Consider the following 24,860-nt stretch of genomic DNA (forward strand, 5'->3'; position numbering starts at 1 on the left):
CGTTTGGGCGCGCAGCAGCACCGCTGCGACTTCAAGCTGATCGACAAGGCTCGCGGCAGGCCGACCTTGCGGATGCCCGCTCGCTGGCGTTTGGCGCGAGCCGCGCCGCATTCCCATCTTGCCCACAGACGCACTGGAGCATTTGCAGCGCGCCCATCGCGCCAACAACAAGCAAATTCAGCGCAACGGCGACGAGCACGAGACCGCGGCTTGGGAGGCGTACTGCCGCGCGCAGGGCGGTATGGGCATCGGGCGCGAGGCCGCCATCAAGCTCGCCATGCGCGCCCAACGATCTGGGCCGCTATGGCGATGCCATGCAGCCGCAGCCTTTTGGGGTTGAGACCGTGGGTGCTGCGGCGACAGGCGCAGACCTACGCACCTGGGTCGTTGAATCCGTGCGCCATGTCTGGAGCATCGAACGGCCCCAGGTCCAAGCCCGGCGCTTCGACTGGCAGAGCCAGATCGCGGAGACGGCGAAGCCGGCGCAGCCTCGGACTCGTGTCAATAACTGTACGCGCTGCTCGTCAGAAAACGGCGAGCCCGCTCTTCCGGTGAACCAGCGGCAATCTTCATTCGAGAATAAAAACTGCAATCAATCTCCAAAATGCTCATCATTCCGTGGAGCATTCCACGATCAACATGAAATTTTGCGAAATTGACTCCATTTACGACGTCCGCTCCTTCACGCCAAATGCCGGAAAGAATTGCGGAGAGGGAACGTGTTTGCAGCACCCGCCGATTAATTGTTTCTTCATCAAGCGACGCTTCGCTGTCGGCGTTGAAAGCGAAATAAAGCCACTCCGACACCTGATATATGTCATCGGCTTCCAACAAGGTCAAATATACATCCCCACCGCGTGTTTCCAGCCGCTTCGAAAATTCGCTTCTCGCTCGGCGAGCCTGCCGCTCCTCGCGAATTGAAGAGACCGCTACAAGACCAATCACAAGCGCCAGCAGCGGCAGAATGCCGATAATCCAAGGCGACGATTGAATCGCATATCCAGAATACGCGGCAATGATCGTTATTAGTCGCCCTAGGCCGAAGACCAGCAATCCAAGACCACCTAACACGGCAATATTTATTGAGATACCTCGCAACGCCCCTTTGATATATCCGACGCTAGCTATCCGACTCAGGAAAAAACCGGCCCCCAGTTCATCGCCATGAGCTTTAACAGCGTACAAGATGGGTATTGTTAAATAAGTTGCCGCTAGAGCCATGACGGCCGCAACAACCAGTTTGCTCCAAGAACTTCCAACCGACAGCCAAGTCAATAGATCGACAGTTCCGAACCTCCCGCCAGCAGCACCCATATCGACACCAATAACCAGAATCGCAAGCAAGCATGACACATAGAACACCATTATGCCCATAGCAAAAATCGCGACGAGTGGGCTTGATTCCTGTCGTTTAAGAAACGACTGAAGCCGCGCCCTTGGCGTCTTTGCAAGGGCCAATATTTGAAGCGGCGTCAAAAAAACCCTTACCAACGAATTTGCCGCACCCACAAACGTCTTGATCAGCAAGCATCGTTTAAACACATGCCTCGCACCGACTTCGGGCGGCAACCGAGCTACTAGCGCTTCCAGCCTTAGAACAGCTGCGCGGTCGCGCGCTTTGAGCACCCCAGCCGCCAATCGTTCTAACACTGCAGTTCGTACGACTTCGGGAATAGTGCCGCGCAATGCGAAAGTTTGCCCGAAGGCGATTGATTGAGCGGTCTGACTGCCAAAATTGAACGTATCTATTAAACAGTTGGCTAAGGCTTTTTGCGGAAGAAGAGCACCCAACCTAACGACATACGTTCTATCTATTGAATCGCCACCATTCCACCTCGGCATAAGAAAATCGGCGACTTTGTATTTGAGCGCATCCGGAACTTCGTCGATTCGACGGGAAAGGCCTTCCTGCAGCAATTCAAGAATGGCAATGGTCTCAGAGCGCCATCCAAAATAGCCCACTGAACCTGAGGCCGGGGGCTCAACAGCAAATCTCCGCTGGGTGGCGGCAGCGTGGTTCAAGTGACTTATAGCTGCATTCAATATTGCGGCGGTAGCATTAATAGGCTGCGTTTCCAACAGCGTCACTGTATACTCGCGCCATCTCGGATCAATAAGAAGCCGATCAGGCGATATGTATTCTGGAAACTTAACCAGATGCCTCACGAAGAGCGCTTCCTGGTAGCGCCTATGCGCAAATGCGAATCTCCTGTCGCCGGGGGCAGCATTAGGAACGTCAGCTCGGGCGATTTTACAATCGACCATTGCCGCGATAAACTTCCTTATATCCGACCCTGGAACTTCATTCGCCGATACTAGTTCGGCCATTTGATCGAACGATGGAGAGAGCCCGATGCTTGATTCTTCTGCAAACGCCCTAGCTATGCGCTCCGACCCAGCAATCAGTTCATCGGGAGTGAGCGAATATTGACGTAACAGAAACGCCGGATCTCTTTTCGCTAACTTTTCTATTTGAAGAGACAGTAGCTGGTAGTCATTCTCAGGGGCACGCCCCTCATCTCTAACGTATCGACAAAGCAGCGTTAAAAACAGCGGCGTATGCGCCAAGCCCTCGGATTGACTCGACAAATGAAGCAAGACAATCTTCGCCTGAGCAGCGGTAAGGAATGAGTTTGCCACCAACTCCTCTTGCTTTGCTACGCTTAGGCTGAGGATTCTGAACTTTTTCCAAGGCAGCGCCTCGGGACCTTTAAATTCGCGCGATGCAAGAATTCCCTTGCATGCGCCCATTCCGTCTAAGAATTGGCGAATTGCTTCCGAATATTGAAAAGCAGCGGGACTACCTTTTTCCGCATGCAATATTTCAGGAATTTCATCAAAAGAGTCGAAAAGAAAAAACCAGACTCCCCTATCTCTATAGTCGTCCCAATTTGACTTTACGAAATCAGAAGTATCCGAATCGCCACGCCGGACATTGTCAATAATAAAGCTACGCAAAGAATCCGCAGTAATCTCCTGCCCATGAGCCAGGACGATTTCTCTCAAATTTACGTAAAGTGGAACAAGGGCGTTCTTATCCTTGGCCCTTATTCCTCGCTCCGCCAGTTGAGTAGCCAAATGCCGCAACGCAACACTTTTGCCAGCACCCGGCTCACCGGTTAATTGAACGGCTCTCTCGCTTGTGCTTGCGATCGCTTTCAGAAGCGACTTTTCTTTTCGAAGGCCGAATGACTTTTTCCGAATTAACTTGTGAATGGCGTTTGCATAATAGCCACCGTCCGTCTCCACTTCGGCTTCTAGATCAGTGAAGTATTGATCGTTCCAGCTTTCCGCCTTCGCTATATACGCCAAATCGGCCTTAAGAACTGAGCAGAACTGTGCTCTGCGTCGCACACGTATCTTCTCCTCTCTGCTGAGCCACAGCGGCAGACCGCTTGCCTTATAGGCGTCGATGCATTTCAGCGCCACTTCCAGGAACGCCGTTAATGCCTTAAAAAGGAAATAGAGGGCAATAAGAATGCAGACGCTCGCGAGCGCCAGCATGAGAGTCCATCGCCACATGTCAGTGGCTCCAGACCAGCTCCAAAGTGCATCAAAGACCTTGAGGCCTGCATCGAGCATCCCGCTCGGCTCTTTTTTGTCGCTCATGCCGTTCTCCCTCTGTCCATGGTATGCCGCACTAAGGCAGCGCACAATCTAAAGAGAACGCTCAAACGACTAGGTGGGATCCATTCGCGAGTTGTTCCCACGCGAGGAAACTCGCCCGCCGGCTACATGGTGGCTACACAGCACAACATAATATCGGCGACCGGATCACAGAGATCCTGTAAGTTGTTGATTTAATTGGTAGGCCGTATTGGACTTGAACCAATGACCAAAGGATTATGAGTCCCCAAAAACGGATTCTAGCGAACATCCGCGGACGTGAGTTTTTATAGAAATCAATAACTAATGACCATGCCCGTTCGCCATCGTTCGCCTCCATCCGGAGCAATTCTGGCAACATTCTGGCAACGGAAATTCCCACAGAATGAGCAAGATATCGACGCCATTGCGCGACCTCCCCGCCGGCAAATTCCACACGCTTTGCAAGGTCGCGCCGACCGGCTCCCTGCAGGCGCGCCGTCAGCGAGATGGCAGTATCGTCTTCTACTGGAGATACAGCCAAGGCACTCATAGCGAACGCGTAGCCATTGGCATCTACGACTCCACCGCGCCCACTAAAAAGCTGGAGCCGAGCGCAAGTGGGTTCTCGCTGGCCGCGGCGGTGCGCCAGGCGGAGTCGCTCGCGCTGGAGCACTACAACGCTCGCGATGAAGGCGGGCGGCCAGCGCTGCTCCAGCGGCAGCGCGAGGCTGTGGAACGCGCAGCGAAGGAAGAAGCCCTTGCAGCAACCGCGACGCTAGGCCACCTGCTACTCGAATACTGCGATCAACTGAAGAGGCTCGGCCGACAGTCACACGGCAACGCGCGCAGCATTTTCCAGTTGCACATCATCGATGCTTTCCCGGAGATCGCCGCACGCCCTGCAAACCAGGTCACCACCGAAGATTTCGTCGCAATCATTCGCAGACTGGATGCTGCGGGGAAAGGCAGAACCGGGAACAAGCTTAGGAGCTTTGCGCGATCGGCGTACCAAGTGGCGCTGGCTGCAAAAACGAAAGCCAGCATCCCCGAGCGATTCCAGGACTTCGGCATTCAGGTCAACCCAGTTGCGTCAACCCAGCCGGACCAATCGGCGAACCGAGCGGACAAGAATCCTTTGTCCGTTGAGGAGCTCCGTACCTACTGGCAGCTCATCAAGGACCTGCCTGGCCCCGGTCCGGCATGGCTTCGCGTTCATCTCCTGTCAGGCGGCCAGCGGATTGAGCAACTTGTCAGACTGCGCAACGCGGATGTGAATCTTGCCGAGCGCTATCTCGTCCTGTACGACGGCAAGGGGCGTCCCGGCGCCGGTGCGCGCAAGCATTGGGTACCACTCACCAAGCCCTTGTTGGCCGCCTTGAGGGACTGCAAGCCCAGCGGCGAGTTCGCCCTGTCAACTACGAACGGCGCCAAACCCATCGCAGGTACAACGCTGAGCAAGCTTGCCGCCGAAATCGCCTCGCAGCACATCGCCGGCTTCACAGCGAAGCGGATCAGGTCGGGGGTAGAAACCGCACTGGCTGCAGCCAAGGTATCCCTTGAAGCGCGCGGGCACCTGCAATCTCACGGCATTTCCGGGGTTCAAGCGCGACACTACGATGGGCATGACTATCTGGATGCAAAGCGCGAGGCTCTGGATAGGCTATTTCAGATCCTGGACGCCGACCGCAAGTCGCCGCGCCGCAAACCGCACTGAGCCCGTCTGAGTGGTGGGCGCGGGCTAGTCGCGCGCAGCAAGATGGGTGGTCTCCAAGTACGGCATCGTTGCATCGCGGTCGTCAGACGATCGCGACGCAAGGTCGAAGTCGCCGGTCTCCGCTACTTCGTCGCCAGTGATATCGCAAGCGAGCTGCGAACGACTCAGGTCAGCCTGGTGCCGTCAGCGCTGGACGACCGGCGGCTGTGCAGCGGAAGCGGTCCTTCGCATCGTCGCCGGTCGATGCCTGCTGTCGGCCAGGAGCAGTCGTTCGCGAGAGGCTGCTTCCTGGGTGTTTGTCGAGCATGCACTCACGGTTGCACGGGTGCAGCCATGACGAAAGCGATGCACGTCTGGCGGAGCGATCACCGCGTCGGATAGGGTGAAACTATGGCACCGAGCGCAGGGCGACGTGAGGGAAGACGACGGTGATGCTTAATCCGGTCCCCGTCTTGTTGTCGGTGAAGGCGAGGTCAATTGTGGCGCCCACTCGACGAGCGATCGTTTGAACGATGGACAGCCCCAGGCCTGAACCGATCTGCCCGCTTCCCAACGTGCGGTAGAAGGGATCAAAGACACGATCCCGTTCCGCCAATGGAATGCCTGGCCCTGTGTCCCGGACGCGCAGCGCAATGCCTCCCGTTGCCACACTGACCGAAAGATCGACTCGGCCACACTCTGGCGTGTAGCGAATGGCGTTATCGACCAGGTTTTTAACCAGGGTGTGCAAGTCCAGATCGCTCACCCACACTTCCGCGTCTTGCGTGCCTTCGACACCCAAATCGATGTGCTTGGCCATGGCCAGCGGCATGAGGTCTTCGAGCACATGGCGATAGACGCTCTGGATGGACACCGGCGATGGCGGGGTGTCGGTCGCCGACTGCGTCCTGGCCAGAGTCAGCAATTGATCCAGCAGGCTCCGGTTACGCTCGATTCCTTGGCGCAGCGCCGTCAGTCGTTCACGTGCCAGGCCAGACATCTCCACATCTGCCAGCCGTTCGGCCTGCAAGGAAAGGGCGGTCAACGGCGAGCGAAGTTCGTGCGCTGCGTCCGTCACAAAGCGGCGCTGCGATTCCATGGACTGACCGACACGGGCAAGCAGGCGATTGATCGCCACGGCGAATGGCCGCACCTCAACTGGAAGGTGGCGGTCTTCGACGGGGTGCAGTTCCTGCTCGGCGCGCTGGTCGATTTCATGGGAAAGCGCTGCGATGGGCCGGAACATCTTGCGCACCAGGTCGGCGACGATCAACAGCAGCACGGGCACGAGGATCAGGAAGGGCATCACAGTGCGCAGCGCCCCGTCGCGGGCGATTTCATCGCGGAAACCCGCCTCCTGGGCGACGGCGATGCGGTCACCGGCCGACGTGGTCTTGACCATTACCCGGAACCACTCGCCGCCAACCTCCAGCGTGTGCAAACCATCAGCCAGTGTCGTCGGCAGGGAGAGCGTGCCGCCTGCGTCCACGCTGGCCGCAGAGGGACTGGCCTCGCCCAGGCGCTGGACGATCACGCGCGATTCTTCATCGGCATCTTTGGGGCGGGCATCGGAGGTCGGCGGGGCCGGTGACAGGCGCTGACGATCCATGAGCTGCGCCACCTGGCGCAGCACGTCGTCTTGCAGCTCGTGGGCTTCATCGAAGGCAGATAGGAACGAAAAGACACCTGCCACGATGGCCACCACGAGAATGGCCAACGACAGGGTGAAGGACAGCTTGAGCTGAACCGATTCGTTCAGGCGTCTTTTGAGACCATCCATCCGACCCCCCTGACGTTCTTGATGACCTCGCTGCCGAGCTTACGCCGCAACGCGTGAATCAGATATTCGACCGCATTGCTTTCAACCTCTTCCCCCCAGCCATAGATGCGATCTTCCAGTTCGCTGCGCGAGAGGATGGCGCCCGGCCGAAAGAGCAGGGCTTGCAGCAGCGAGAACTCGCGGTTCGACAGTTGAACCGGGGAGCCACCGTCGACAGAGGCCTCTTTCGTGGCCAGATCCAGCGTCACGACGCCGTTGCTGAGCACGGGTGCCGCGGAGCCGCCTTTGCGCCGCAGAACGGCGCGCATCCGTGCCAGCAGTTCCGCCATCTGAAAGGGCTTAGACACATAGTCGTCGGCCCCACCATCCAGGCCGCGCAAGCGATCTTCCAGGCCATCACGCGCCGTGATGATCAGCAATGGGATCGGGTTGTCCCTGGCGCGGATGTGGGCCAGCACCTCCAGCCCATCCTTGCCCGGCAGGCCCAGGTCGAGCAGAACCAGGTCATAGTGCTGGCAAGCCAGTGTCGTGAGGGCGGCGTGACCGTCCATTACCCAGTCGGCGGCATAGGAGGCATCCTTCAATGCGCCCTGGATCGCTTCGCCGATCATGGAATCGTCCTCAACCAGCAGCACCCGCATGGCGCCTCCTCCAATCCTGACTCAATGCGCCGTCCGGGCTGCCCGCTGCCTAAACAGCAGGATGGCAGCCAGCATGAAGGCCAGCAGGGCTGCCGACGCTGAATAGCGGCTCAGTGCCAGACCTCCCGCGCTCAGCGGCTTGTCCAGAAAGTCGCCGACCACGGCACCCAGCGGGCGAGTCAGGATGAACGCCGCCCAGAACAGCAGCGTGCGGGACACGCCCGTCCTGTAGTACGCCGCCACCACTAAGGCGAGCAACCCGCTGAACACAACGGCCGCGCCGGTGTAGCCAAGGCCCGCCGTATCCGCCATCCAATCCCCCAGCGCCGTACCCAGCGTCTGGGAAAACATGATCGTCAGCCAGTAGAAGGCTTCCGCCTTGGGTGAGCTGACAGTGCTCACCGATACGGAGCCGAGTGTGCGATGCCAGACGAAGAGCGAGCCGAGCAGTAAGGCCAGCAGCAAGCTCGAACCGCCAGCGTACCCGATTCCGAGCGAACGATCCGCAAAGTCGGCCAGCGTCGTGCCGACCGTGGTGGTGGCGATGATGGTGGTCCAGTACAGGAAGGGATGGAAGCCCTTGGCCTTGACTTGCGCGATGACGGCAGCCAGGAAGATCACGGCGAAGATGCCTGTGCCAACCAGGTAGCCCAGATTCATGGACATCGAGACGGCATCGCCGCCGGTTTCGCCAAGCGTGGTGGCGGCAATCTTGATGAGCCAAAAGCCCAACGTGACTTCGGGCACCTTGGCCAGCGCGTATTCAGTGGATGTTCTCATAGGGCACGCTCACGGGTCAGGCTTTACCTTCGAGCGTGTCGAAGGTTTTTAGCAAAGCACCCATCGCAGCCTTGCTGTCAGCTTGGCTTGGCGTATCGGCACGCAACGCCGACAACGCCTTATCGATGGCCTTGTCGAGCACATGCCAGTCGTCGGCAGCACGCGGTTTCAATCCGGCCTCGGCCGAATCCCAGGCCACCTCCAAATCCTTGATGCGGGTCTTGGCGGCGGGCAGATCACCCTCTTCCACGATGGTAGCCACGTCAGTGGCGATGCTGCGAAATGCGGTCAAGTCGCCCAGCTTGGAGACGGCCTTGCCCTGCGATGTCGTGCTGGCGTTTGCAGACGGTGCAGGGGCGGTGCTCGCGCCGCCTTGGTCGGCAGGCTTGGAGCAGCCAGTGGCCAGGGCCACGAGCACCACCGCCGACACGGCGGTGACAAGGCGGGCGATAGAGTGCTGATTGGGCATGATTTCTCCTTGGGAATTGGGAAGAGGGTTACTCGGCGGCTTGGGTAGCGCGGCCTGCGCTCATGCCGATCTGCGCAACGACCACCAGCATGACGATGACTGAGAGGAACAGGGCGCTGGTCCACATGGCCCCCATTCCGAGGCCACCGTAAGTCTTGGCCTGTGTCAGCAGGTCGCCGAGCGCAGCGCCGAAGGGACGGGTCAGGATGTAGCCGATCCAGAAGGTCAGCACGGCGTTGCCACCCATACGCCAGGCGGCATAGGTGAGGCCGATCAACGTGCCAAAGGCTACAGCGCCCCAGGTAAAGCCCAAGCCCAGCGCCTCAGTCGCCAGATCACCCGCAGCGGTGCCCAGAGCGAAGGTGCAGAGGATGGCTGACCAATAGAACAGCTCCCTGTTGCGCGTCACAATGTCGTGGATGGACAGGGTACGTTCGACTCGATACCAGACAAAGAAGATCGCGGCGAGCGCCACTGCGAATACCGAGGTACTGACATAGAGGCTGACGCCCAGGCCGTCGGTCAACAGGTCGGTGATCTGAGTACCGACCACGCTAACCAACACGACCGTTAGCCAGTAAATCCAAGGGGTGTAGCGGCGGGTACGCAGTTGCGTGAATAGGGCGACTGCCAGCAATGCACCCATGACGGTGCGCGTCAAGCCTTGGCCAAAGCCCGCGTTGACCGCCAGGAAGTCGGCCCCCGTCTCGCCCACCGTCGTGGACATGATCTTGATGATCCAGAACGACAGCGTGACTTCAGGGACTTTGTTGAGCCAGTCGCTTGCTCTGACCGTGGGCAAATTGTTCATGGTGTTCTCCTGCCGAGGTAAAAGGGATTGCCGCCAGTCTGACCAGGCAGACTTAGCCCATCCATAGGCTCACTCGCGCACCCATCCCAGCGCGATCAGTCTGCCGAACAACAAGCAATGAATACGGGTCGCCAGCCGGTAGATCGGCCCCATGTACCAGCGTGCTTCGTGCAACGTCAGCACGGCACTGAACGCCGCGACCGCAATGGCACCAAGCATGTCCAGGGGAAAGTGAACCCCCAGGTAGATGCGTGACCAGGCGATGGGGAGGCCAAACAGCGCCAAAGCGACGCCAGCCCTTCGCAGTCCTCGCTGTAGCAGAAAGCTGACGGCAACCGACCACCACAGCGTCAGGTGATCGCTGGGAAATGACGAGTCGGCAACATGGGGAATGAGCGTATGACCCAGCCCGATCATGAAAGGCCGGGGATGCGACCAAGCAAGGCCGATGATTTGGTTGGCCAGCAGCCCAAGCAGGCCGGATGCGGTAGCGACCAGCAGCGCTTTGCGGGTGTTCACATTGCCGCGCAGCCAGCCGATGCCGATCAGAATCGGGACGGCCCAGATGAGCCATTCCGCAAAGAAGGTGGCCAGCGTCACCACCAGAGCATTCGGGTGTTCAGGCGCATTGAGCCATAGGAAGAATGTTTGGTTGAGATGTTCCATGAAGTCTCCGGGCCGGATCACGGCGTCATGCGCGATCCGGCCACACTGGCAGGCGGTCAGTCTTGCTTGTCGTGGTCGTCATCGTGATCCGCCTTGTCCTCGGCAGACGAGATGACGGTGCCCTTGTCGGCATCGACCCGGACATCGAAGACCTTGGCCCCGCTGACGACTTCCACGTCATAGACCCAGCCTTGCTTCGAGTTTTCGTACTCGGCGCGCGATGCCTTGCCATTGGCGTGCTGCTCGGCAACGGTGACGGCCTGGGTGAGCGGAATCTTGGCCTTGGTGATCGCCAAGGCGTCGTTTTCCATACCGCCCTTGGCGGCGTAGGCGACAGCTCCAGTCGTAGCAATGGCGATGGCCAGCAGGGAAAGTTTGATGTAGCGGTACATGATGCTTCTCCAGAAGAGTGCAGGGATTTGCACGGTGGAGAAGTTACGCAGGCAGACTTAGCTGACACTGAGTCGCGCATCGCCTAGCGCGCTGACATCACCGGGAACCGGGCAATGGCCGATCCTCGGCCCCTTGTCAATTTCGAAGAGTGACGACTTAGGAAGCTCGCCGTGTAGCCCGGTGGCTGCTCTCCGGTCGGTTGATTTAAGAGGTGGAAAGGCTGCTATGGGTGGGCGTGTCAGAAAGTTTGTGTGTGAGGCATAGCATGTCGACTTGGAGCATGAATGCCACGCAAGAAGAAACCCGAGACCTCGGACAAGGCGGCGCAGCCGCAATTCTCAGCCGCTGCGCTTGAGCAGTTGATCCCCGGGCCGGTGACGCCGGCCGAGCTGGAGAGCATCTTCCAGCAGTTCAAGAAGGCCGTGGTGGAGCGCGCACTGGGCGCTGAGATGAGCCACCACTTGGGCTACGGGCCGGGCCAGGCCAAGCCCGAGGGTGCGTCCTCGAATCACCGCAACGGCAAGAGCACGAAGACTGTGCTGACGGATGCCCGCTGATGACCACAAAACGGCAATTGAATCGTAGGGGGAGCGCTTTACTGCCTTCGGCCCCCCGAAACCTGGTGGATGCCTTATCAGTCGGTGTACGCCATTACCTGCTGCTGCACTTCGCAGCCCCTACCACTCGTCTCTTCATGACTCCATCACACACCGTCTTTTCACCAGATGAACGCTCCAAACTGCCGGAGATCAACGACACCATCGACGAACGCAGGAATGCACTGCTCAAACGCATCAAGACCCACCTGGTCTTCGAGCTCGCCCGATGTGTCCGTGAATGTCCGCCGGCGCACCTCGCCCACCTTGCACTTGGATCGCAAGAGCTCGGGGTGTCGATCCGGAGCGACAACTTGACCTTCTCAGTTCGCTTCGTGCGCGATCTTGACGTCGGCATGGCTGACCCCTTTGAGCCCCGAGCTCGCATTGAATATCTGTTGCCAGACATTCCAGCCGTGGCTAATGCCCCAGGCACCCCTGACTTTGCTGAAGAAATGGCGCACATGGCAGGGCTCAGCGAGGCTGAGTGGATCAAGATCTTGCTGCGCACGATGAGTGCCCCCAAACGCCTGGCGGCACTGATGCGCGATCCACTCATCGTCGACGAGGTTCGAAACCGCGTGCAAGCCACGTTTGAAAATCACTACCTTCCGTTGCTCGACGATGAGCCTGAGGCCATCCTGTGCTGGACCTGCGAGCGCCTGAAGGACAAGGCTTGGCTTGACGAACGTCGTCGACTGAGGGCCAAAGCCAAGCGCCTTGCGGCGGCCAAATCGGCCTGACCGGCTAGGCTTTGATGGTCGTGATCCATCTGGATGACCCGGCGCAGCTTGGCGGTTGACTGGAAGGCCACGCAGCTCCCCAGAAAGGAGCAAGACCTCGAACTCCAGTCAACCGCCCGCCGGCGCGCTGCGCGGCGGTGACGGCGGACCGAACTTCCACTGAGTTTGTCCGTTCGCCCCCCGAATATCATCACCCTGAAAAGGGAGAGAAATTCGGTGGCACAAATCGATTCAGGCACGGATTCCCGGGTAGCGTTCCTAGTGGATTGCGACAACACCAATCCCGACATTCTGGAATACGCGCTGCGCGTCGTAGCCCAGTTCGGTCGGGTGGTGCTGCGGCGAGGCTACGGAAACCACGCCACCCTCGCCAACAAATGGCAGGAAGCGCTCGTGCGCCTCGCCTTCACCCCATGCCTGCAGTATCAGTACGCGGCTGGCAAGAACACCTCAGACATTGCCCTAGCGCTGGACGCGATGGAGGCCCTTTTCGACCAGCGGGCAACGGCATGCCAGGGCTTCTCGTCGATAACGGGAAGCCTTTTTCTGTAGCCGACCAGGCACGGCCACACAGAACTATGAGACCAAACAAGGCGCCGTAACCTCCCCCATCGGCAAACGAACTGACAACGCATCGACGCGTTGCTGTGTCCGTCGCCGTTCGCCAACGGTCGCCTGGATTCGGCCGATTTCTGGCAAAATTCTGGCAACGGACGCGGATTTTTGGTAGGCCGTGCAGGACTTGAACCTGCGACCAAAGGATTATGAGTCCTCTGCTCTGACCAACTGAGCTAACGGCCCCCGAGGGAGGCGCGCATTCTAGTCAGCGCTGGCTCAGCGTTGAGACAGCGCCTGCCCCACCATGCGCGACGTGATGTCGACGATCTGGATCATGCGGTCATAGGCCATGCGCGTGGGGCCGATGACGCCCAGTGTGCCGACGACCTGGCCGTCCACCTCGTACGGCGCCGACACGATGGACAGCTCCTCGTACGGCACGACCTGGCTTTCGCCGCCGATGTAGATGCGCACTCCCTCCGCGCGGCTGGAGTTGTCCAGCAGGCGCATCAGCTGCGTCTTCTGCTCGAACAGGTCGAACAGCCGGCGCAGGCTGCCCATGTCGTGGCTGAAGTCCTGCACGGTCAGCAGGTTGCGCTCGCCGGAGACGACGACGCGTTCGTCCTGCTGCTCCATCGCCTCGGTGCCGACCTGCACGGCCGCGCTCATCAGCTGCGCGATCTCGCCGCGCAGCGCGTCGACCTCGTGGCGCAGCCGCTCGCGCACGGCCTCCAGCGTGAGGCCCGCGTAGCCGGCGTTGAGGCGGTTGCTGGCTTCGGCCAGTTCGCTCTGGCTCAGGTCCTGGGCCGTGAAGATGACGCGGTTCTGCACGTCGCCATCGGGCGAGACGAGGATGACCAGCACGCGCCGCTCGCCCAGGCGCAGGAACTCGATGTGGTGAAAGACGCTGGGCTTCTTGGGCGAGGTGACGACGCCGACGAAGCTCGACAGGTTGGACAGCATCTGCGCCGCGCTGGCAATGACACGCTGCGGCTGGTCGGGCTGCAACTGGGCCGTCTCGACGCCGATGAGGCCGGGCTGGGCCGTGAGCATGGTGTCGACGAACAGCCGGTAGCCGCGCGGCGTAGGGATTCGGCCGGCACTGGTGTGCGGGCTGGCGATGAGGCCGAGCTCTTCCAGGTCGGCCATCACGTTGCGGATGGTCGCCGCGCTGAGCTCCAGGCCGGAAGCCTTGGACAGCGTGCGGGAACCGACGGGCTGGCCGTCCGCGATATAGCGTTCGACCAGGGTCTTCAGCAGGGATTTGGATCGCTCGTCGAGCATTTCTCGATCTTAATTCTTGCGTGCCAGACCGCCCGAGCGTAGCGAGTAGCTCTGGCACCAACTGACTGAAAACTGGATGGCTTCCTCCCTCTGCAGGCAAAACCCCGTGGTGTAATTTGCTCCATGGCCGAGCGCTTCAGACATGTCGCCATCGTGGGCAAGCATCAAGCGCCTGGCATCCGGCCGGTGCTGGAGGACATTGCCCAGTTTTTGTGCAGCCACGGCGTCGATGTCTCGCTCGAAGCCGACACGGCGCTCAACACCGGCCTGACGGGCTACGACGCCCTCTCCCACGACGAGCTCGGCGCGGCCTGCGACCTGGCCGTCGTCGTCGGTGGCGACGGCACGATGCTGGGCTTCGCCCGCGAGATGGCGCGCCACGGCGTGCCGCTGCTGGGCATCAACCAGGGGCGGCTGGGTTTCATCACGGACATCCCCATCGAGCGCTGGCGCGAGTCGCTGGCGCCCGTGCTGGCCGGCGACTACGAGGTGGAACCGCGCGCGATGCTGGAAGGCGCGGTGCTGCGCGACGGCGAATCCATCTTCTCGGGCCTGGCGCTGAACGACGTCGTCGTCAGCCGCGGCGGCACGGCGGGCATGGTGGAGCTGAAGGTGTCGGTCGGCGAGCAGTTCGTCGCCAACATGCGGGCCGACGGCCTCATCGTCGCCTCGCCCACCGGCTCCACGGCCTATGCGCTGTCGGCCGGCGGGCCCATCCTGCACCCCAGCATCGCCGGCTGGCTGCTGGCGCCCATCGCCCCGCACACGCTGTCCAACCGGCCCATCGTGCTGCCCGACGGCGGCGAGGTGCGCATGGAGATCGTCGCCGGGCGCGACGCGTCGGTGAACTTCGACATGCAGAGCCTGGCCAGCCTGCTGCACGGCGACACCATCACCGTGCGGCGCAGCCAGCATCAGGTCCGCTTCCTGCACCCCAAGGGCTGGAGCTATTACGCGACGCTGCGTCGCAAACTCCGCTGGTATCTCTGAGACATGCTCCGACATCTTTCCCTCAAAGATTTCGTCATCGTCCCGACGCTCGAACTCGACTTCGAGCCCGGCTTTGCCGTGCTGACCGGCGAGACCGGCGCGGGCAAGTCCATCCTCATCGACGCGCTGCAGCTGGCCCTCGGTGGCCGGGGCGATGCCGGCGTCGTGCGCGAGGGCGCGGCCAAGGCCGAGATCACGGCCGAGTTCGACACGCCGCCGCACCTGCGCGCGTGGCTGGACGAAGCCGGCTTCGACGCCGAGGACTCTCTGCTGCTGCGCCGCGTCATCGACGCCGCCGGCAAGAGCCGCACGTGGATCAACGGCGGCTCCGCCACGCTGACGCAGCTGCGCGAGCTGGCCGACCACCTGCTGGACATCCACGGCCAGCATGCCTGGCAGGGCCTGACCCGCCCGGCCGCCGTGCGCGAACTGCTGGACGGCTTCGCCGGCCTCGACACCGCGCCGCTGGCCCGCGCCCATGCTGCCTGGAAGCAGGCTGCCGAGGCACTGCAGAAGGCGCAAGGCCAGCAGGCCGAGGCGCAGCGCGAACGCGAGCGCCTGGCATGGCAGATCAAGGAGCTGGACGGCCTGGCGCCCGGCGAGGGCGAGTGGGACGAGCTGAACGCCGAGCACCAGCGGCTGTCGCACGGCCAGTCACTCATCGACGCGGCCAAGTCGGCGCTGGATGCGCTGGACGAGGCCGAGCCCAGCGCGCAGTCGCTGGCCGCCGGCGCGCTGGACCAGCTGGAGCGCGTGCTGGACCACGACCCCCGCCTGCTGCCCGCCGTGCAGGCGCTGCGCGACGTGCAGGCCCAGCTCGCCGACGCCAGCCACACGCTGGCCGCCTATCTGCACAAGGCCGACCTCGACCCGGAGCGGCTGGCCGAGCTGGACGAGCGCGTGTCGGCCTGGATGACGCTGGCACGCCGCTACCGCCGCCAGCCCCAGGAACTGCCGGCGCTGCTGGCGCAGTGGCGCGCCGAGCTGGCCGCGCTGGACGCCGCCAGCGACCCGGCGCAGCTGGAAGTCACGCTCGCCGCGGCCCGCCAGGCCTTCGACGCTGAAGCCGCCACCGCCAGCCGCGCCCGCCGCAAGGCCGCGCCGCAGCTCGCCACAGCCGTCACCGCGGCCATGCAGCAGCTGGGCATGGCCGGCGGCCTGTTCGACATCGCGCTGCACGCCACGGACGGCCCGCAGAGCTGGGGCGTCGAGTCCGCCGAATTCCTCGTCGCCGGCCACGCCGGCAGCACGCCGCGGCCGCTGGCCAAGGTGGCCTCGGGCGGCGAGCTGTCGCGCATCGCGCTGGCCATCGCCGTGACGGCCAGCCAGGCCGAGACGGACAACGCACCGGGCACGCTGATCTTCGACGAGATCGACGTGGGCATCGGCGGCGCCGTGGCCGAGACCGTGGGCCGGCTGATGAAGCAGCTGGGCCGCGAGCGCCAGGTGCTGGCCGTGACCCACCTGCCGCAGGTGGCGGCCTGCGCCGACCGTCATCTGGTGGTCGCGAAGAGCCTGCAGGATGGCGCCACCGCCAGCCGCGTGTCGCCGGTGGCCGGGGAGGCCCGCGTCGCCGAGATCGCCCGCATGCTGGGCGGTGAGCGGCTGTCGTCCACCAGCCTGGCCCACGCCGAGGAGATGCTGGCAGCATCCACCGCCGCCGTAAAGGCGAAGAAGGCCAGGTCATGAGCATGGAACAGGAGCTGCAAGGTGACGTCGTGCTGCTGACCGGCATGTCCGGTGGCGGCAAGTCCGTGGCCATGCATGCGCTGGAGGACGCCGGCTATTTCTGCGTCGACAACCTGCCCGCCGAGTTGCTGCTGGACTTCCTGAAGCTGGAAGCACAGCGCGGCGAGCGCCGCGTCGCCATCGCGGTGGACGTGCGCTCGGCCGGCTCGCTGCCGCTGATGCTGCCGTTGCTGAAGGAACTCCGCGCCAGCGGCGTGCGGGTCCGCTCCATCTTCCTGGATGCCAGCAACGAGGCGCTGATGCGGCGCTTCTCCGAGACGCGCCGCCCCCACCCGCTGCGTCACCTGGGCCGAGACACGGGCTTCGGCGAACTGGACGGCATCACGGCCGACGACGGACACCGCCTGCTGCTGGACGCCATCAAGCTCGAACGCGAGCTGCTGGGTGGCCTGAAGGCCGAGTCCACCGTCATCGACACCAGCCAGCTGCGCCCGGCCCAGCTGCGCGCGTGGCTGGGCGACCTCGTCGGCCCGGATGCGAGCACACAGCTGACGCTCGTCTTCGAGAGCTTCGCGTTCAAGCACGGCGTGCCCAGCGACGCGGACTTCGTCTTCGACGTGCGCGTGCTGCCCAACCCCTACTACGACCGCGAGCTGCGCCCGCTGACGGGCCGCGACGCACCGGTCGCGGCTTATCTGGCGGCCCAGCCCGAGGTCGGGCTGATGATGGGCCAGATCGCCGGCTTCCTGTCGCGCTGGCTGCCCAACTTCGCGGCCGACCAGCGCAGCTACCTGACCGTGGCCATCGGCTGCACGGGCGGCCAGCACCGCTCGGTCTATCTCGTCGAGATGCTGGCCCGGCAGTTCGGCCACCACGGCCACGTGCTCAAGCGCCACCGCGAGCTGGACGCCCGCTGAGCTGCGCCGTCAGCGGTAAGCCGGCGGGGGCTTGAGCCAGTAGGCCAGGTTGGCGTCGAAGTCGCGCTCGGCGCCGTCGCTCACATTGGGATTGGCCAGACGCAAGACGCGCCTTTTTTGCAGCGCGGCGCGCTTGACGGCTGCGCCGTGGTGGCGCCACAGATGCGCGTCGAAGCTGCCGTCCGCCTTCATCTCCAGCAGACCCTTCTCGACGCGCGCCGCCAGCGCGGCCTGGCTGGGCGCAAAGTAGTAGTGGTACGGATAGGGATAGGCCAGCAGCAGGCGGGGCTCGACGGCCAGCTGCGGCATGTCGGCGTGCCGCGCATCGAACTCGTCGAACACCTCACCCACACCGCGCGGGAACAGGTCGAAACGGCCGGCCAGCAGCATGCGGAACAGGTTGTCGTAGCCGGACACCGTGGACACCTTCAGGCCGCTGGCCTGGAAGACGTCCACGTCCGGCCACGCGAGGCCCTGGCCGACGCTGAAGCGGCGCAGCGAAGCCAGGTCGCTGACCTTCGCCAGTTCGGCGAGGCGCCGCTGGTCGACCAGCGAGATGCGAAACCCCAGCAGCCCGCGCCGCAGGTCGAACAGCACGGGCTGCGCACGCGTCTGCCGCTGTGCCGACGGCGTGGCCCACGTCACGTGCAGCAGCCCGCGGTCGGAATTCAGCTCGGCGAACTGGCGCAGTTCGGTCAGGTTGTCCTGCGAGGGCTCCAGGCGCACCGGGCCGTCGCTGGCCTCGGTGCGGCGCAGAGCAGCGTCGAGCAGGTCGATCAGGTCCAGCGAGCGCCTGTCCAGCGGCGACTGCGGGGCCGGGTAGCGGATCACGGTCGCGTCTGCAGCCTGGGCTCCGCCGACGCGCACCAGGCCCGCAAGCCCGAGTTGGAGACAGTGGCGTCGGCTGGCCATCATGCGCACCAGTTTGGCACGGACGCACCGTGAGCGAGCGTCGCTTTCTCACGGTTGCCGCAGCGTTCGAGGTGCGCTCAGAACGGGTCCAGCGCACTCGTGAAATACCCCGAGCCGTTCAGTGCGCCCCAGGTGTAGCCCTGCCAGCCGGGGTAGGCCTGCGGCTCCCAGTACAGCACGCCCAGGCCGTTGGAGCCCAGCGCGGACAGGCGCGTCATCACGTCGGCCAGCATGGACTTGGCGGCGCTGGCCTGCTGCCAGTCCATGCCCGTCTCGGCCACGATGACCGGCTTGCCGTAGCGGGACACCATGTCCGCCATGTTGGTGGACAGTTGCGCGTTCAACGTGCTCCAGTTGCTGGCCGTCGGGTAGTGCGACATGCCGATCACGTCGTACTTCGCGCCGTTGGCCTTCATGCCGTCGAAGAACCAGCGGAACACCGTGTTGTCATAGCCGTTGGCCAGGTGCAGCACGACCTTGGCGCTGGGGAACACGGCCTTGGTCGCGTTGTAGCCGTTGTTGATCAGCGAGACCAGGCTGGCGAAGCTGGAGCCCGAGGCCTTGCCCTCGGGCCACAGCATGCCGCTGTTGATCTCGTTGCCGACCTGCACGTAGGACACGGTCACGCCGTTGTTCTTCAGGTAGCTCAGGATGCCCTGCGTATGCGAGTAGACATCGGCCTGCAACTGCGTCAGCGTGTGGCTGGACCAGGCGGCCGGCTTGGTCTGCTGGCCCGGGTCGGCCCAGGAGTCGCTGTAGTGGAAGGTCAGCATGACCTTCTGCCCCTGGGCCACGGCGCGCTTGGCCTTGTAGAGCGTGTCGGCGCCATTGCACCAGCCGCCGCTTGGGTTGACCCAGACGCGCAGCCGGATCGTGTTGACGCCCAGGTTCTTCAGCAGCACGAACGGGTCGGTCTTCACGCCCGACGGGTTGTAGAAGCTGTAGCCGGCCGATTCTTCCTGGCTGACCCAGCTCACGTCCGCGCCCTTGTCCAGCGCCGCCGCCGGCAGCGCCGCGAACGCCCCAACGGCGCCCATCACCACGCCCGCGCACCAGCGGCGCAGGCTCCATGTCTTGTTCAGCATCGTCATCTCTTTGTCTCCGGGTTGTGTTTTATGAAAGATGCGGAACCAGCTTAGGCGGCAAGACCGCCGCGCAAATATTCCTTGTTGCGCCGTCTCTATCGCAGTTTGGGATAAGGGTTTTCCGAATTCAGAACAAACGTTCTAGACATCAAGTTCTAGAACGCTTATGCTGAACCCATGACACCCAAGAACGCCGCCACCGCGCGGCCCACCACGGCCGAGCTGGACCTGCTGCAGGTGCTGTGGCGCCTGGGCGCCGCCGACGCCAAGGCCGTGCACGAAGCGCTGCTGCCCGAGCGCCCAGAGGCCACCTACGCCACCGTGCTGCGCCAGCTGCAGGTCATGCACGGCAAGGGCCTGCTGGACCGCGACGAGAGCCAGCGCCCGCAGCGCTACGCCCCCGTGCACGCCCAGGACAAGCTGCAGCAGTCCCTCGTCAAGGACTTCATCTCCCGCGCCTTTGCCGGCTCGGGCAAGGCCCTCGTCCTGGCCGCCCTGAAGAACCACGTCAGCGCCAAGGAGCGCGCGGAAATCCGCCAGCTGCTGACCAAGAATGGAGACGAGGCATGAGCCTTGAGATCGCAATGAACGCCTGGGGCTGGTCCCTCGTGAACTTCGTCTGGCAGGGCGCACTCGTCGGCGCCGTGGCCGCGCTGCTGCTGGGCCTGCTGCGCGGTGCGTCGGCGCGCTGGCGCTACGCCGTCTGCGCCGTGGCGCTGGGCCTGTGCCTGGGGCTGCCGCTGGCCCAGTGCCTGGACCTCGCGCCGGCCGAAGTTCAGTTCACCGGCGAGCTGCCGCCGCTGGCCGAACAGATGCCGGCCCTCGTCAGCGCCTGGGCGTTGGGCACGGCGCTGATGCTGGGCCGGCTCGCACTGGGCCTGGCCTGGGTGGGCCGTGCGCGCCGGCGCAGCACGCCCGCGCCTGCCGAGTGGCAGACGAAGCTGGACGCCCTCGCCCGCCGGCTGGGGCTGCGCCGCGCCGTCAGCCTGCGCCTGCTGCCCGAGCTGGCCGGGCCCATCGCGCTGGGTGCGCTCAAGCCCTGCGTGCTGCTGCCGGCCGCTCTGCTGAGCCGCCTGCCGGTAGACCTGCTCGAAGCGCTGCTGGCCCACGAACTGGCCCACGTGCGGCGCTGGGACTATGCCGCCAACCTGCTGCAGAGCGCTGTCGAGGCCTTGCTCTTCTTCCACCCGGTCGTGTGGTGGCTGTCTGCCCGCATGCGCGCCGAACGTGAACTGGTGGCGGACGAGATCTCGGCCGAGCTGCTCGGCCAGGCCGATGGCGGCCGCCGCCTCGCACGGGCCCTGCATGCGCTCAGCGAGCTGCCGCAGCACCCCGCACCCGGCGTCGTGCTTGCCGCACGCGGCGGCGACCTGCTCCGGCGCATCGAGCGCCTGCTCGCGCCGCGCCCGCAGGCCACCGGCTGGAAGCTGGCCCTGCCCGCGCTGCTGATCGCGGCGACCAGCTTCGTCGTGCAGGCCAAGGGCCGCGACACGCCCAGGGAGCCCGACGCCCCCTCGGCGGCCTCGGCCGGGACGCCGCCCGCCCAGCAGCTGCGCCTGCCGGTCAACGCCAAGCACGTGGTCGTCATCGACAACGAGAGCGGCAAGGTGCTGATGTCCCGCGACGCCGATGCCGTCGTGCCCATCGCGTCGCTGACCAAGCTGCTGACGGCCATGGTCGTGCTGGACGCCAAGCTGGACCCGAACGAGAAGCTGCGCATCACGGCCGACGACGTCGACACGCTGAAACACAGCCGTTCGCGGGTGCGCGTGGGCACGCAGATGACGCGGCAGTCGGCGCTGGAGATGGCGCTGATGGAGTCCGAGAACCGCGCTGCCTTCGCGCTGGCCCGCACCTTCCCTGGCGGCGAGGCCGGCTTCGTGAAGGCCATGCAGGCCAAGATCCGATCGCTGGGCCTGACCCGCACGGCCATCACCGATCCCACGGGCCTGTCGCCGGCCAACACGTCCACGGCCACCGAGATGGCCGCCATCACGTCGGCCGCCGCGCGCTACCGCGAGATCGAACGCATCACCAGCGTCAAGAAGGCCAGCGTGCCGGTCGACGGGCGCCAGCGCGAGCTGCACAACACCAACCGCCTCGTCGGCGCCAAGGGCTGGAACATCCTCGTCTCCAAGACCGGCTACACCGAGGAAGCCGGCCGCTGCCTGGCCATGCGCATCCTGAACGGCAAGCGCCCCGTCACCGTCGTGCTGCTGGATGCCGACGGCTCCGCGCAGCGGCTGCGCGATGCGGCGCTGATCCGCAAATCTCTCGCCCGCCAAGCCTCGTGATGCGCCGCCGCCAACTGCTCGCCGCAGGCAGCGCGGCCGCATCGATGCCGGCGCTCGCGCTCGACTTCGCGCCGCCGCGCGCGCCGGCCGCGATGCGCGTCAGCGTCGATCGCATCATCGACATCGCGACCGGCATCCGCCCGTTCCGCGCGCAAGGGCCGCGCATCGAGGCCGAACGGCTGGCCGGCAAGCAGGTCGTCCACCACTACGGCCACGGCGGCAGCGGCTGGTCGCTGAGCTGGGGCTCCGCGCAGCGCGCGCTGGTGATGATCCAGGCCCGCGCACGGCCGGGCGAGCGCATCGCCGTCATCGGTGCCGGCGCCATCGGCCTCACCACCGCGCGGACGGCACAGCAGGCCGGCTACAAGGTGCGCCTCTACGCCAAGGACCGCCCGCCGCGCGTGCATTCATCGGCCGCCACGGGCCTGTGGACGCCCGACTCGCGCATCGCCACCCTCGAGCACGCGACCGAGGCCTGGAGGGCCGACTGGGAGGCGATGGCCCGCGCATCGTTCAAGGTCCACCAAAGCTTTCTCGGCCTGCCGTCGGGGCCGGTGGAATGGCATGACGGCTACCTCGTGGCCGACAACGGCTTCGACGCACCGCTGCCCGCCTACGCCGTTGAGCCGGACTACCCCGACCTCGCGGACCGCATCGCCGACCTGCGACCGCGCGGCAAGCCGCTGGAGCCGGGCGAGCACCCGTTCCACAAGGCCCAGGCACGCCGCTTCACGCAGCTGGTCTTCAACATCCCGGCCTACCAACGCCTGCTGCTGGACGACTTCGCACGCGACGGCGGCGAGATGGTGCAGCGCGAGTTCCGCACGCCGCGCGACTTCGCCCGGCTGCCGGAAGCACTCGTCGTCAACTGCACCGGCGACGGCGCGCGCACGCTGCTGGGCGATGCCAGCCTCACGCCCGTGCGCGGCCAGACGGCACGCCTCGTCCCGCAACCCGAGGTGGACTACGCCGTGATCTACCGCGGCCGCAACGTCGTCGCGCTGCCGCGCCGAGACGGCCTGCTCGTCGCGGCGATGGGCGAGCATGACTTCGGCAGCACCGACCTGACGCCCGACCGCGCACACTCCGAGGACGCCGTGAGGCGCCTCGGCAGCCTGTTCGGCTAGAAAGTCTCCCAGTCGCCCTCGGCCCCGCTGGGTGCGGGTGCGGCCGGCTTGGGCGACGGCGCGGCGGCGACGACCGGCTCCGGCTTGGGCGACGCCACGGGCCGGTGTCCCGCGGCCTTCAGCGCCGGCTTGGGTGACGCAGAAGGCTTGGACACCACGGCGGGCCTGGGCGCCGGGCGCGGCGCGACGACCACGGGGCCGGCATCGACACGGAAGGCCGCGACCGCCTCGACGAGCCGGGCCGTCTGCGTTCGCATGCTCTCGGCCGCCGCGGCCGTCTGCTCGACGAGTGCAGCGTTCTGCTGCGTGGCCTGATCCAGCTGGCTGATGGCCACGTTGATCTGGCCCACGCCCTCGCTCTGCTCGCGGCTGGAGACGGTGATCTCGGCGACGAGGTCGGTCACGCGGCGCACCTCGTTGACCATCTGGCCGATGGTCTCGCGCGCGGTCAGCACCTGCGTGCTGCCGCTCTCGACCTTGGCCACGCTGTCGCCGATGAGGCTCTTGATCTCCTTGGCCGCCTCGGCGCTGCGCTGGGCCAGCAGCCGCACCTCGCCGGCCACGACGGCGAAGCCACGCCCCTGCTCGCCGGCCCGCGCCGCCTCCACCGCCGCGTTCAGCGCCAGGATGTTGGTCTGGAAGGCGATGCCGTCGATGGTGCCGATGATGTCGGAGATCTTGCGGCTGGAGGCCGAGATCGCGTCCATCGTCGTGACGACCTCGCCTACCGCGGCGCCGCCCGACTGCGCCACCTCGGAGGCACGGTTGGCGAGCTGGTCGGCCTGGCGCGCGTTGTCGGCGTTGGCCTTGATCTGCGCGGCCATCTGCTCGACCGAGGCCGCCGTCTCCTCGAGGCTGGACGCCTGGTTCTCGGTGCGTGCCGAGAGGTCGGCATTGCCCTGCGCGATCTCGGCCGCGGCGACGTTGAGCTGGTCGCAGCCATTGCGCACGCCCGACACCATGCGCGCCAGGTTCTGCGTCATGTCGTCCAGCATCGTCAGCAACTGGCCCAGCTCGTCGCGGCCGCCGCTCTGCAGACGCTGCGTGAGGTCGCCGCCGGCCACGGCCTTGACGGCGTCGGATGCGAGCTGCACCGGCACCGTGATGGACCGCGTGATCACCAGCGCCGCGAAGATGCCGATCAGCAGCGCCACGGCGGACGCGATGCCGAACACCCACAGCACGCGCGTGTAGGCTCCGGCGGCGGCCTCCGACGTCGCCGCGGCGAGCTTCTCGTTGTAGCCCCACCACTGACTGATGCTCTCGCGCAGTGGCGTGAAGGCGGCGCGTGCCGGCCCGAAGGTCAGGTTGCGTGCCTCGGTGGCCTGCGTCGGGTCCGACGCGCTCTCGTCCGAGGCCTTGAGCACCTTTTCGTGCGCGGCGACATAGGCATTCAGCCCGCCCTTGACCTTGTTCAGGAACTCGCGGTCGCTCTCATCGCTGACGAGGGGCTCGTAGTCCTTGAGTCGCTGCTGCAGATCGCTGCGTGCCTTGACCATGCGCGCGGACAAGGCCTTCTTCTCCTTGTCGTCATCGGTCAGTATGTGCTGCTGCTCCAGCCGCCGCAGATCGCTGACCGCGCCATCAATCTGGTGAATGGCGCGCAGCGACGGCAGGATGTTCGACGGGTAGTACTCGGCGTAGTAGTTGATCGCCTTTGCCTGCATGGCACCGACGCCGGCCATCGCCAACAGCAGCACGAGCACGACGGCAAAGGCCAGTCCGAGGCGGCGTCCAACGCGCAGGTTCTTCAGGGCATCCAAAGCTGTCTCCCGATAGTTGTTCGGACGACTTTGCTCTTTTCACCCAGGGGAGGCAACGCAAACGCGGCACCATGTCCGCCA

General features: G+C 64.3%; 21 protein-coding genes, 1 tRNA gene and 2 pseudogenes. 11 read left to right on the top strand and 13 right to left on the bottom strand.

Annotated elements, in window-relative coordinates:
* Positions 1–118 precede the first annotated feature (118 nt).
* Positions 119–340, top strand: coding sequence for a hypothetical protein (locus ACG04R_RS18100; protein WP_394413838.1), 222 nt, complete (start codon positions 119–121; stop codon positions 338–340).
* 161 nt (positions 341–501) lie between these two features.
* On the opposite strand, the gene ACG04R_RS18105 is transcribed toward ACG04R_RS18100, so the two are convergent.
* The gene (locus tag ACG04R_RS18105) at positions 502–3,609 is read right to left on the bottom strand and encodes an NACHT domain-containing protein (RefSeq protein WP_394413841.1); all 3,108 of its coding nucleotides are present in this window, start codon (positions 3,607–3,609) and stop codon (positions 502–504) included.
* Between the two features lie 382 nt (positions 3,610–3,991).
* Here ACG04R_RS18105 and ACG04R_RS18110 point away from each other — a divergent pair, with 382 nt between their 5' ends.
* Complete coding sequence (locus ACG04R_RS18110; protein WP_394413844.1) at positions 3,992–5,302, top strand: tyrosine-type recombinase/integrase; 1,311 nt, start codon at positions 3,992–3,994, stop codon at positions 5,300–5,302.
* A 388-nt stretch (positions 5,303–5,690) separates the two neighbouring features.
* Here the strand turns inward: ACG04R_RS18110 and ACG04R_RS18115 are convergent, their stop codons facing one another.
* From ACG04R_RS18115 to ACG04R_RS18145, 7 genes are all read right to left on the bottom strand, one after another.
* Positions 5,691–7,061 (bottom strand): sensor histidine kinase, encoded by a 1,371-nt coding sequence (locus ACG04R_RS18115; RefSeq protein WP_394413847.1) that lies wholly within the window; start codon positions 7,059–7,061, stop codon positions 5,691–5,693.
* Entirely contained in the window at positions 7,037–7,702 is a 666-nt protein-coding gene (locus ACG04R_RS18120) for a response regulator transcription factor (protein ID WP_374586621.1), read from the bottom strand. The genes ACG04R_RS18115 and ACG04R_RS18120 overlap by 25 nt, the downstream gene beginning before the upstream one ends.
* A 21-nt stretch (positions 7,703–7,723) precedes the next feature.
* Positions 7,724–8,482 (bottom strand): COG4705 family protein, encoded by a 759-nt coding sequence (locus ACG04R_RS18125; protein ID WP_374586619.1) that lies wholly within the window; start codon positions 8,480–8,482, stop codon positions 7,724–7,726.
* Positions 8,483–8,498: 16 nt separating this feature from the next.
* Positions 8,499–8,951, bottom strand: coding sequence for a hypothetical protein (locus ACG04R_RS18130; RefSeq protein ID WP_394413852.1), 453 nt, complete (start codon positions 8,949–8,951; stop codon positions 8,499–8,501).
* Positions 8,952–8,979: 28 nt separating this feature from the next.
* Positions 8,980–9,762, bottom strand: coding sequence for a COG4705 family protein (locus ACG04R_RS18135; RefSeq protein WP_394413855.1), 783 nt, complete (start codon positions 9,760–9,762; stop codon positions 8,980–8,982).
* A 69-nt stretch (positions 9,763–9,831) separates the two neighbouring features.
* Positions 9,832–10,428: an undecaprenyl-diphosphatase gene (locus ACG04R_RS18140; protein WP_186864191.1), complete on the bottom strand. Its 597-nt coding sequence runs from the start codon at positions 10,426–10,428 to the stop codon at positions 9,832–9,834.
* Positions 10,429–10,484: 56 nt separating this feature from the next.
* On the bottom strand, positions 10,485–10,820 hold the full coding sequence (locus ACG04R_RS18145) for a PepSY domain-containing protein (protein WP_394413859.1): 336 nt from the start codon (positions 10,818–10,820) through the stop codon (positions 10,485–10,487).
* 285 nt (positions 10,821–11,105) lie between these two features.
* Here ACG04R_RS18145 and ACG04R_RS18150 point away from each other — a divergent pair.
* The 3 genes and pseudogenes from ACG04R_RS18150 to ACG04R_RS18160 form a co-directional block, all read left to right on the top strand.
* A pseudogene (locus ACG04R_RS18150) lies at positions 11,106–11,369 on the top strand (transposase); the annotation flags it as partial.
* A gap of 146 nt (positions 11,370–11,515) precedes the next feature.
* Positions 11,516–12,160, top strand: coding sequence for a hypothetical protein (locus tag ACG04R_RS18155; protein WP_394413862.1), 645 nt, complete (start codon positions 11,516–11,518; stop codon positions 12,158–12,160).
* Between the two features lie 216 nt (positions 12,161–12,376).
* Positions 12,377–12,664: pseudogene (locus ACG04R_RS18160) on the top strand (NYN domain-containing protein); the annotation flags it as partial.
* Between the two features lie 220 nt (positions 12,665–12,884).
* On the opposite strand, the gene ACG04R_RS18165 reads toward ACG04R_RS18160, so the two are convergent.
* Both ACG04R_RS18165 and hrcA read right to left on the bottom strand, forming a co-directional pair.
* A tRNA-Ile gene (locus ACG04R_RS18165) sits at positions 12,885–12,961 on the bottom strand.
* Between the two features lie 33 nt (positions 12,962–12,994).
* Positions 12,995–14,002, bottom strand: coding sequence for a heat-inducible transcriptional repressor HrcA (hrcA, locus tag ACG04R_RS18170; protein WP_394413865.1), 1,008 nt, complete (start codon positions 14,000–14,002; stop codon positions 12,995–12,997).
* A gap of 123 nt (positions 14,003–14,125) precedes the next feature.
* Between hrcA and ACG04R_RS18175 the strand changes: the two genes are divergently transcribed.
* Genes ACG04R_RS18175 through rapZ form a run of 3 tightly spaced genes read left to right on the top strand, consistent with a single transcriptional unit; the run spans position 14,126 to position 17,598 of the window.
* Positions 14,126–14,992, top strand: a complete 867-nt coding sequence (locus ACG04R_RS18175; RefSeq protein WP_394413868.1) for an NAD kinase — start codon at positions 14,126–14,128, stop codon at positions 14,990–14,992.
* Positions 14,993–14,995: 3 nt separating this feature from the next.
* Positions 14,996–16,681, top strand: a complete 1,686-nt coding sequence (recN, locus tag ACG04R_RS18180; RefSeq protein WP_394413871.1) for a DNA repair protein RecN — start codon at positions 14,996–14,998, stop codon at positions 16,679–16,681.
* A complete protein-coding gene (gene rapZ / locus ACG04R_RS18185) occupies positions 16,678–17,598 on the top strand; it encodes an RNase adapter RapZ (RefSeq protein WP_394413874.1) in 921 nt (306 codons plus the stop codon). The genes recN and rapZ overlap by 4 nt, the downstream gene beginning before the upstream one ends.
* 9 nt (positions 17,599–17,607) lie before the next feature.
* On the opposite strand, the gene ACG04R_RS18190 is transcribed toward rapZ, so the two are convergent.
* Both ACG04R_RS18190 and ACG04R_RS18195 read right to left on the bottom strand, forming a co-directional pair.
* A complete protein-coding gene (locus ACG04R_RS18190; protein ID WP_394413877.1) occupies positions 17,608–18,429 on the bottom strand; it encodes a hypothetical protein in 822 nt (273 codons plus the stop codon).
* 158 nt (positions 18,430–18,587) lie between these two features.
* Positions 18,588–19,601: a glycoside hydrolase family 53 protein gene (locus ACG04R_RS18195; protein ID WP_394413879.1), complete on the bottom strand. Its 1,014-nt coding sequence runs from the start codon at positions 19,599–19,601 to the stop codon at positions 18,588–18,590.
* 171 nt (positions 19,602–19,772) lie between these two features.
* Between ACG04R_RS18195 and ACG04R_RS18200 the strand changes: the two genes are divergently transcribed.
* From ACG04R_RS18200 to ACG04R_RS18210, 3 genes are read left to right on the top strand one after another with little or no spacing between them, the layout of a single operon-like run.
* On the top strand, positions 19,773–20,165 hold the full coding sequence (locus tag ACG04R_RS18200) for a BlaI/MecI/CopY family transcriptional regulator (RefSeq protein ID WP_394413882.1): 393 nt from the start codon (positions 19,773–19,775) through the stop codon (positions 20,163–20,165).
* The gene (locus ACG04R_RS18205) at positions 20,162–21,889 is read left to right on the top strand and encodes a M56 family metallopeptidase (RefSeq protein WP_394413885.1); all 1,728 of its coding nucleotides are present in this window, start codon (positions 20,162–20,164) and stop codon (positions 21,887–21,889) included. Before ACG04R_RS18200 ends, ACG04R_RS18205 begins: the two co-directional genes overlap by 4 nt.
* Positions 21,889–23,016 (top strand): FAD-dependent oxidoreductase, encoded by a 1,128-nt coding sequence (locus ACG04R_RS18210; RefSeq protein WP_394413888.1) that lies wholly within the window; start codon positions 21,889–21,891, stop codon positions 23,014–23,016. Before ACG04R_RS18205 ends, ACG04R_RS18210 begins: the two co-directional genes overlap by 1 nt.
* Here the strand turns inward: ACG04R_RS18210 and ACG04R_RS18215 are convergent.
* Positions 23,013–24,779, bottom strand: a complete 1,767-nt coding sequence (locus ACG04R_RS18215) for a methyl-accepting chemotaxis protein (protein ID WP_394413891.1) — start codon at positions 24,777–24,779, stop codon at positions 23,013–23,015. The two genes, ACG04R_RS18210 and ACG04R_RS18215, sit on opposite strands and share 4 nt — an antisense overlap.
* Between the last annotated feature and the right edge of the window lie 81 nt (positions 24,780–24,860).

Origin of the sequence: Pelomonas candidula, assembly GCF_043555985.1 — a bacterium.
GTDB lineage: Bacteria > Pseudomonadota > Gammaproteobacteria > Burkholderiales > Burkholderiaceae_C > Pelomonas > Pelomonas candidula.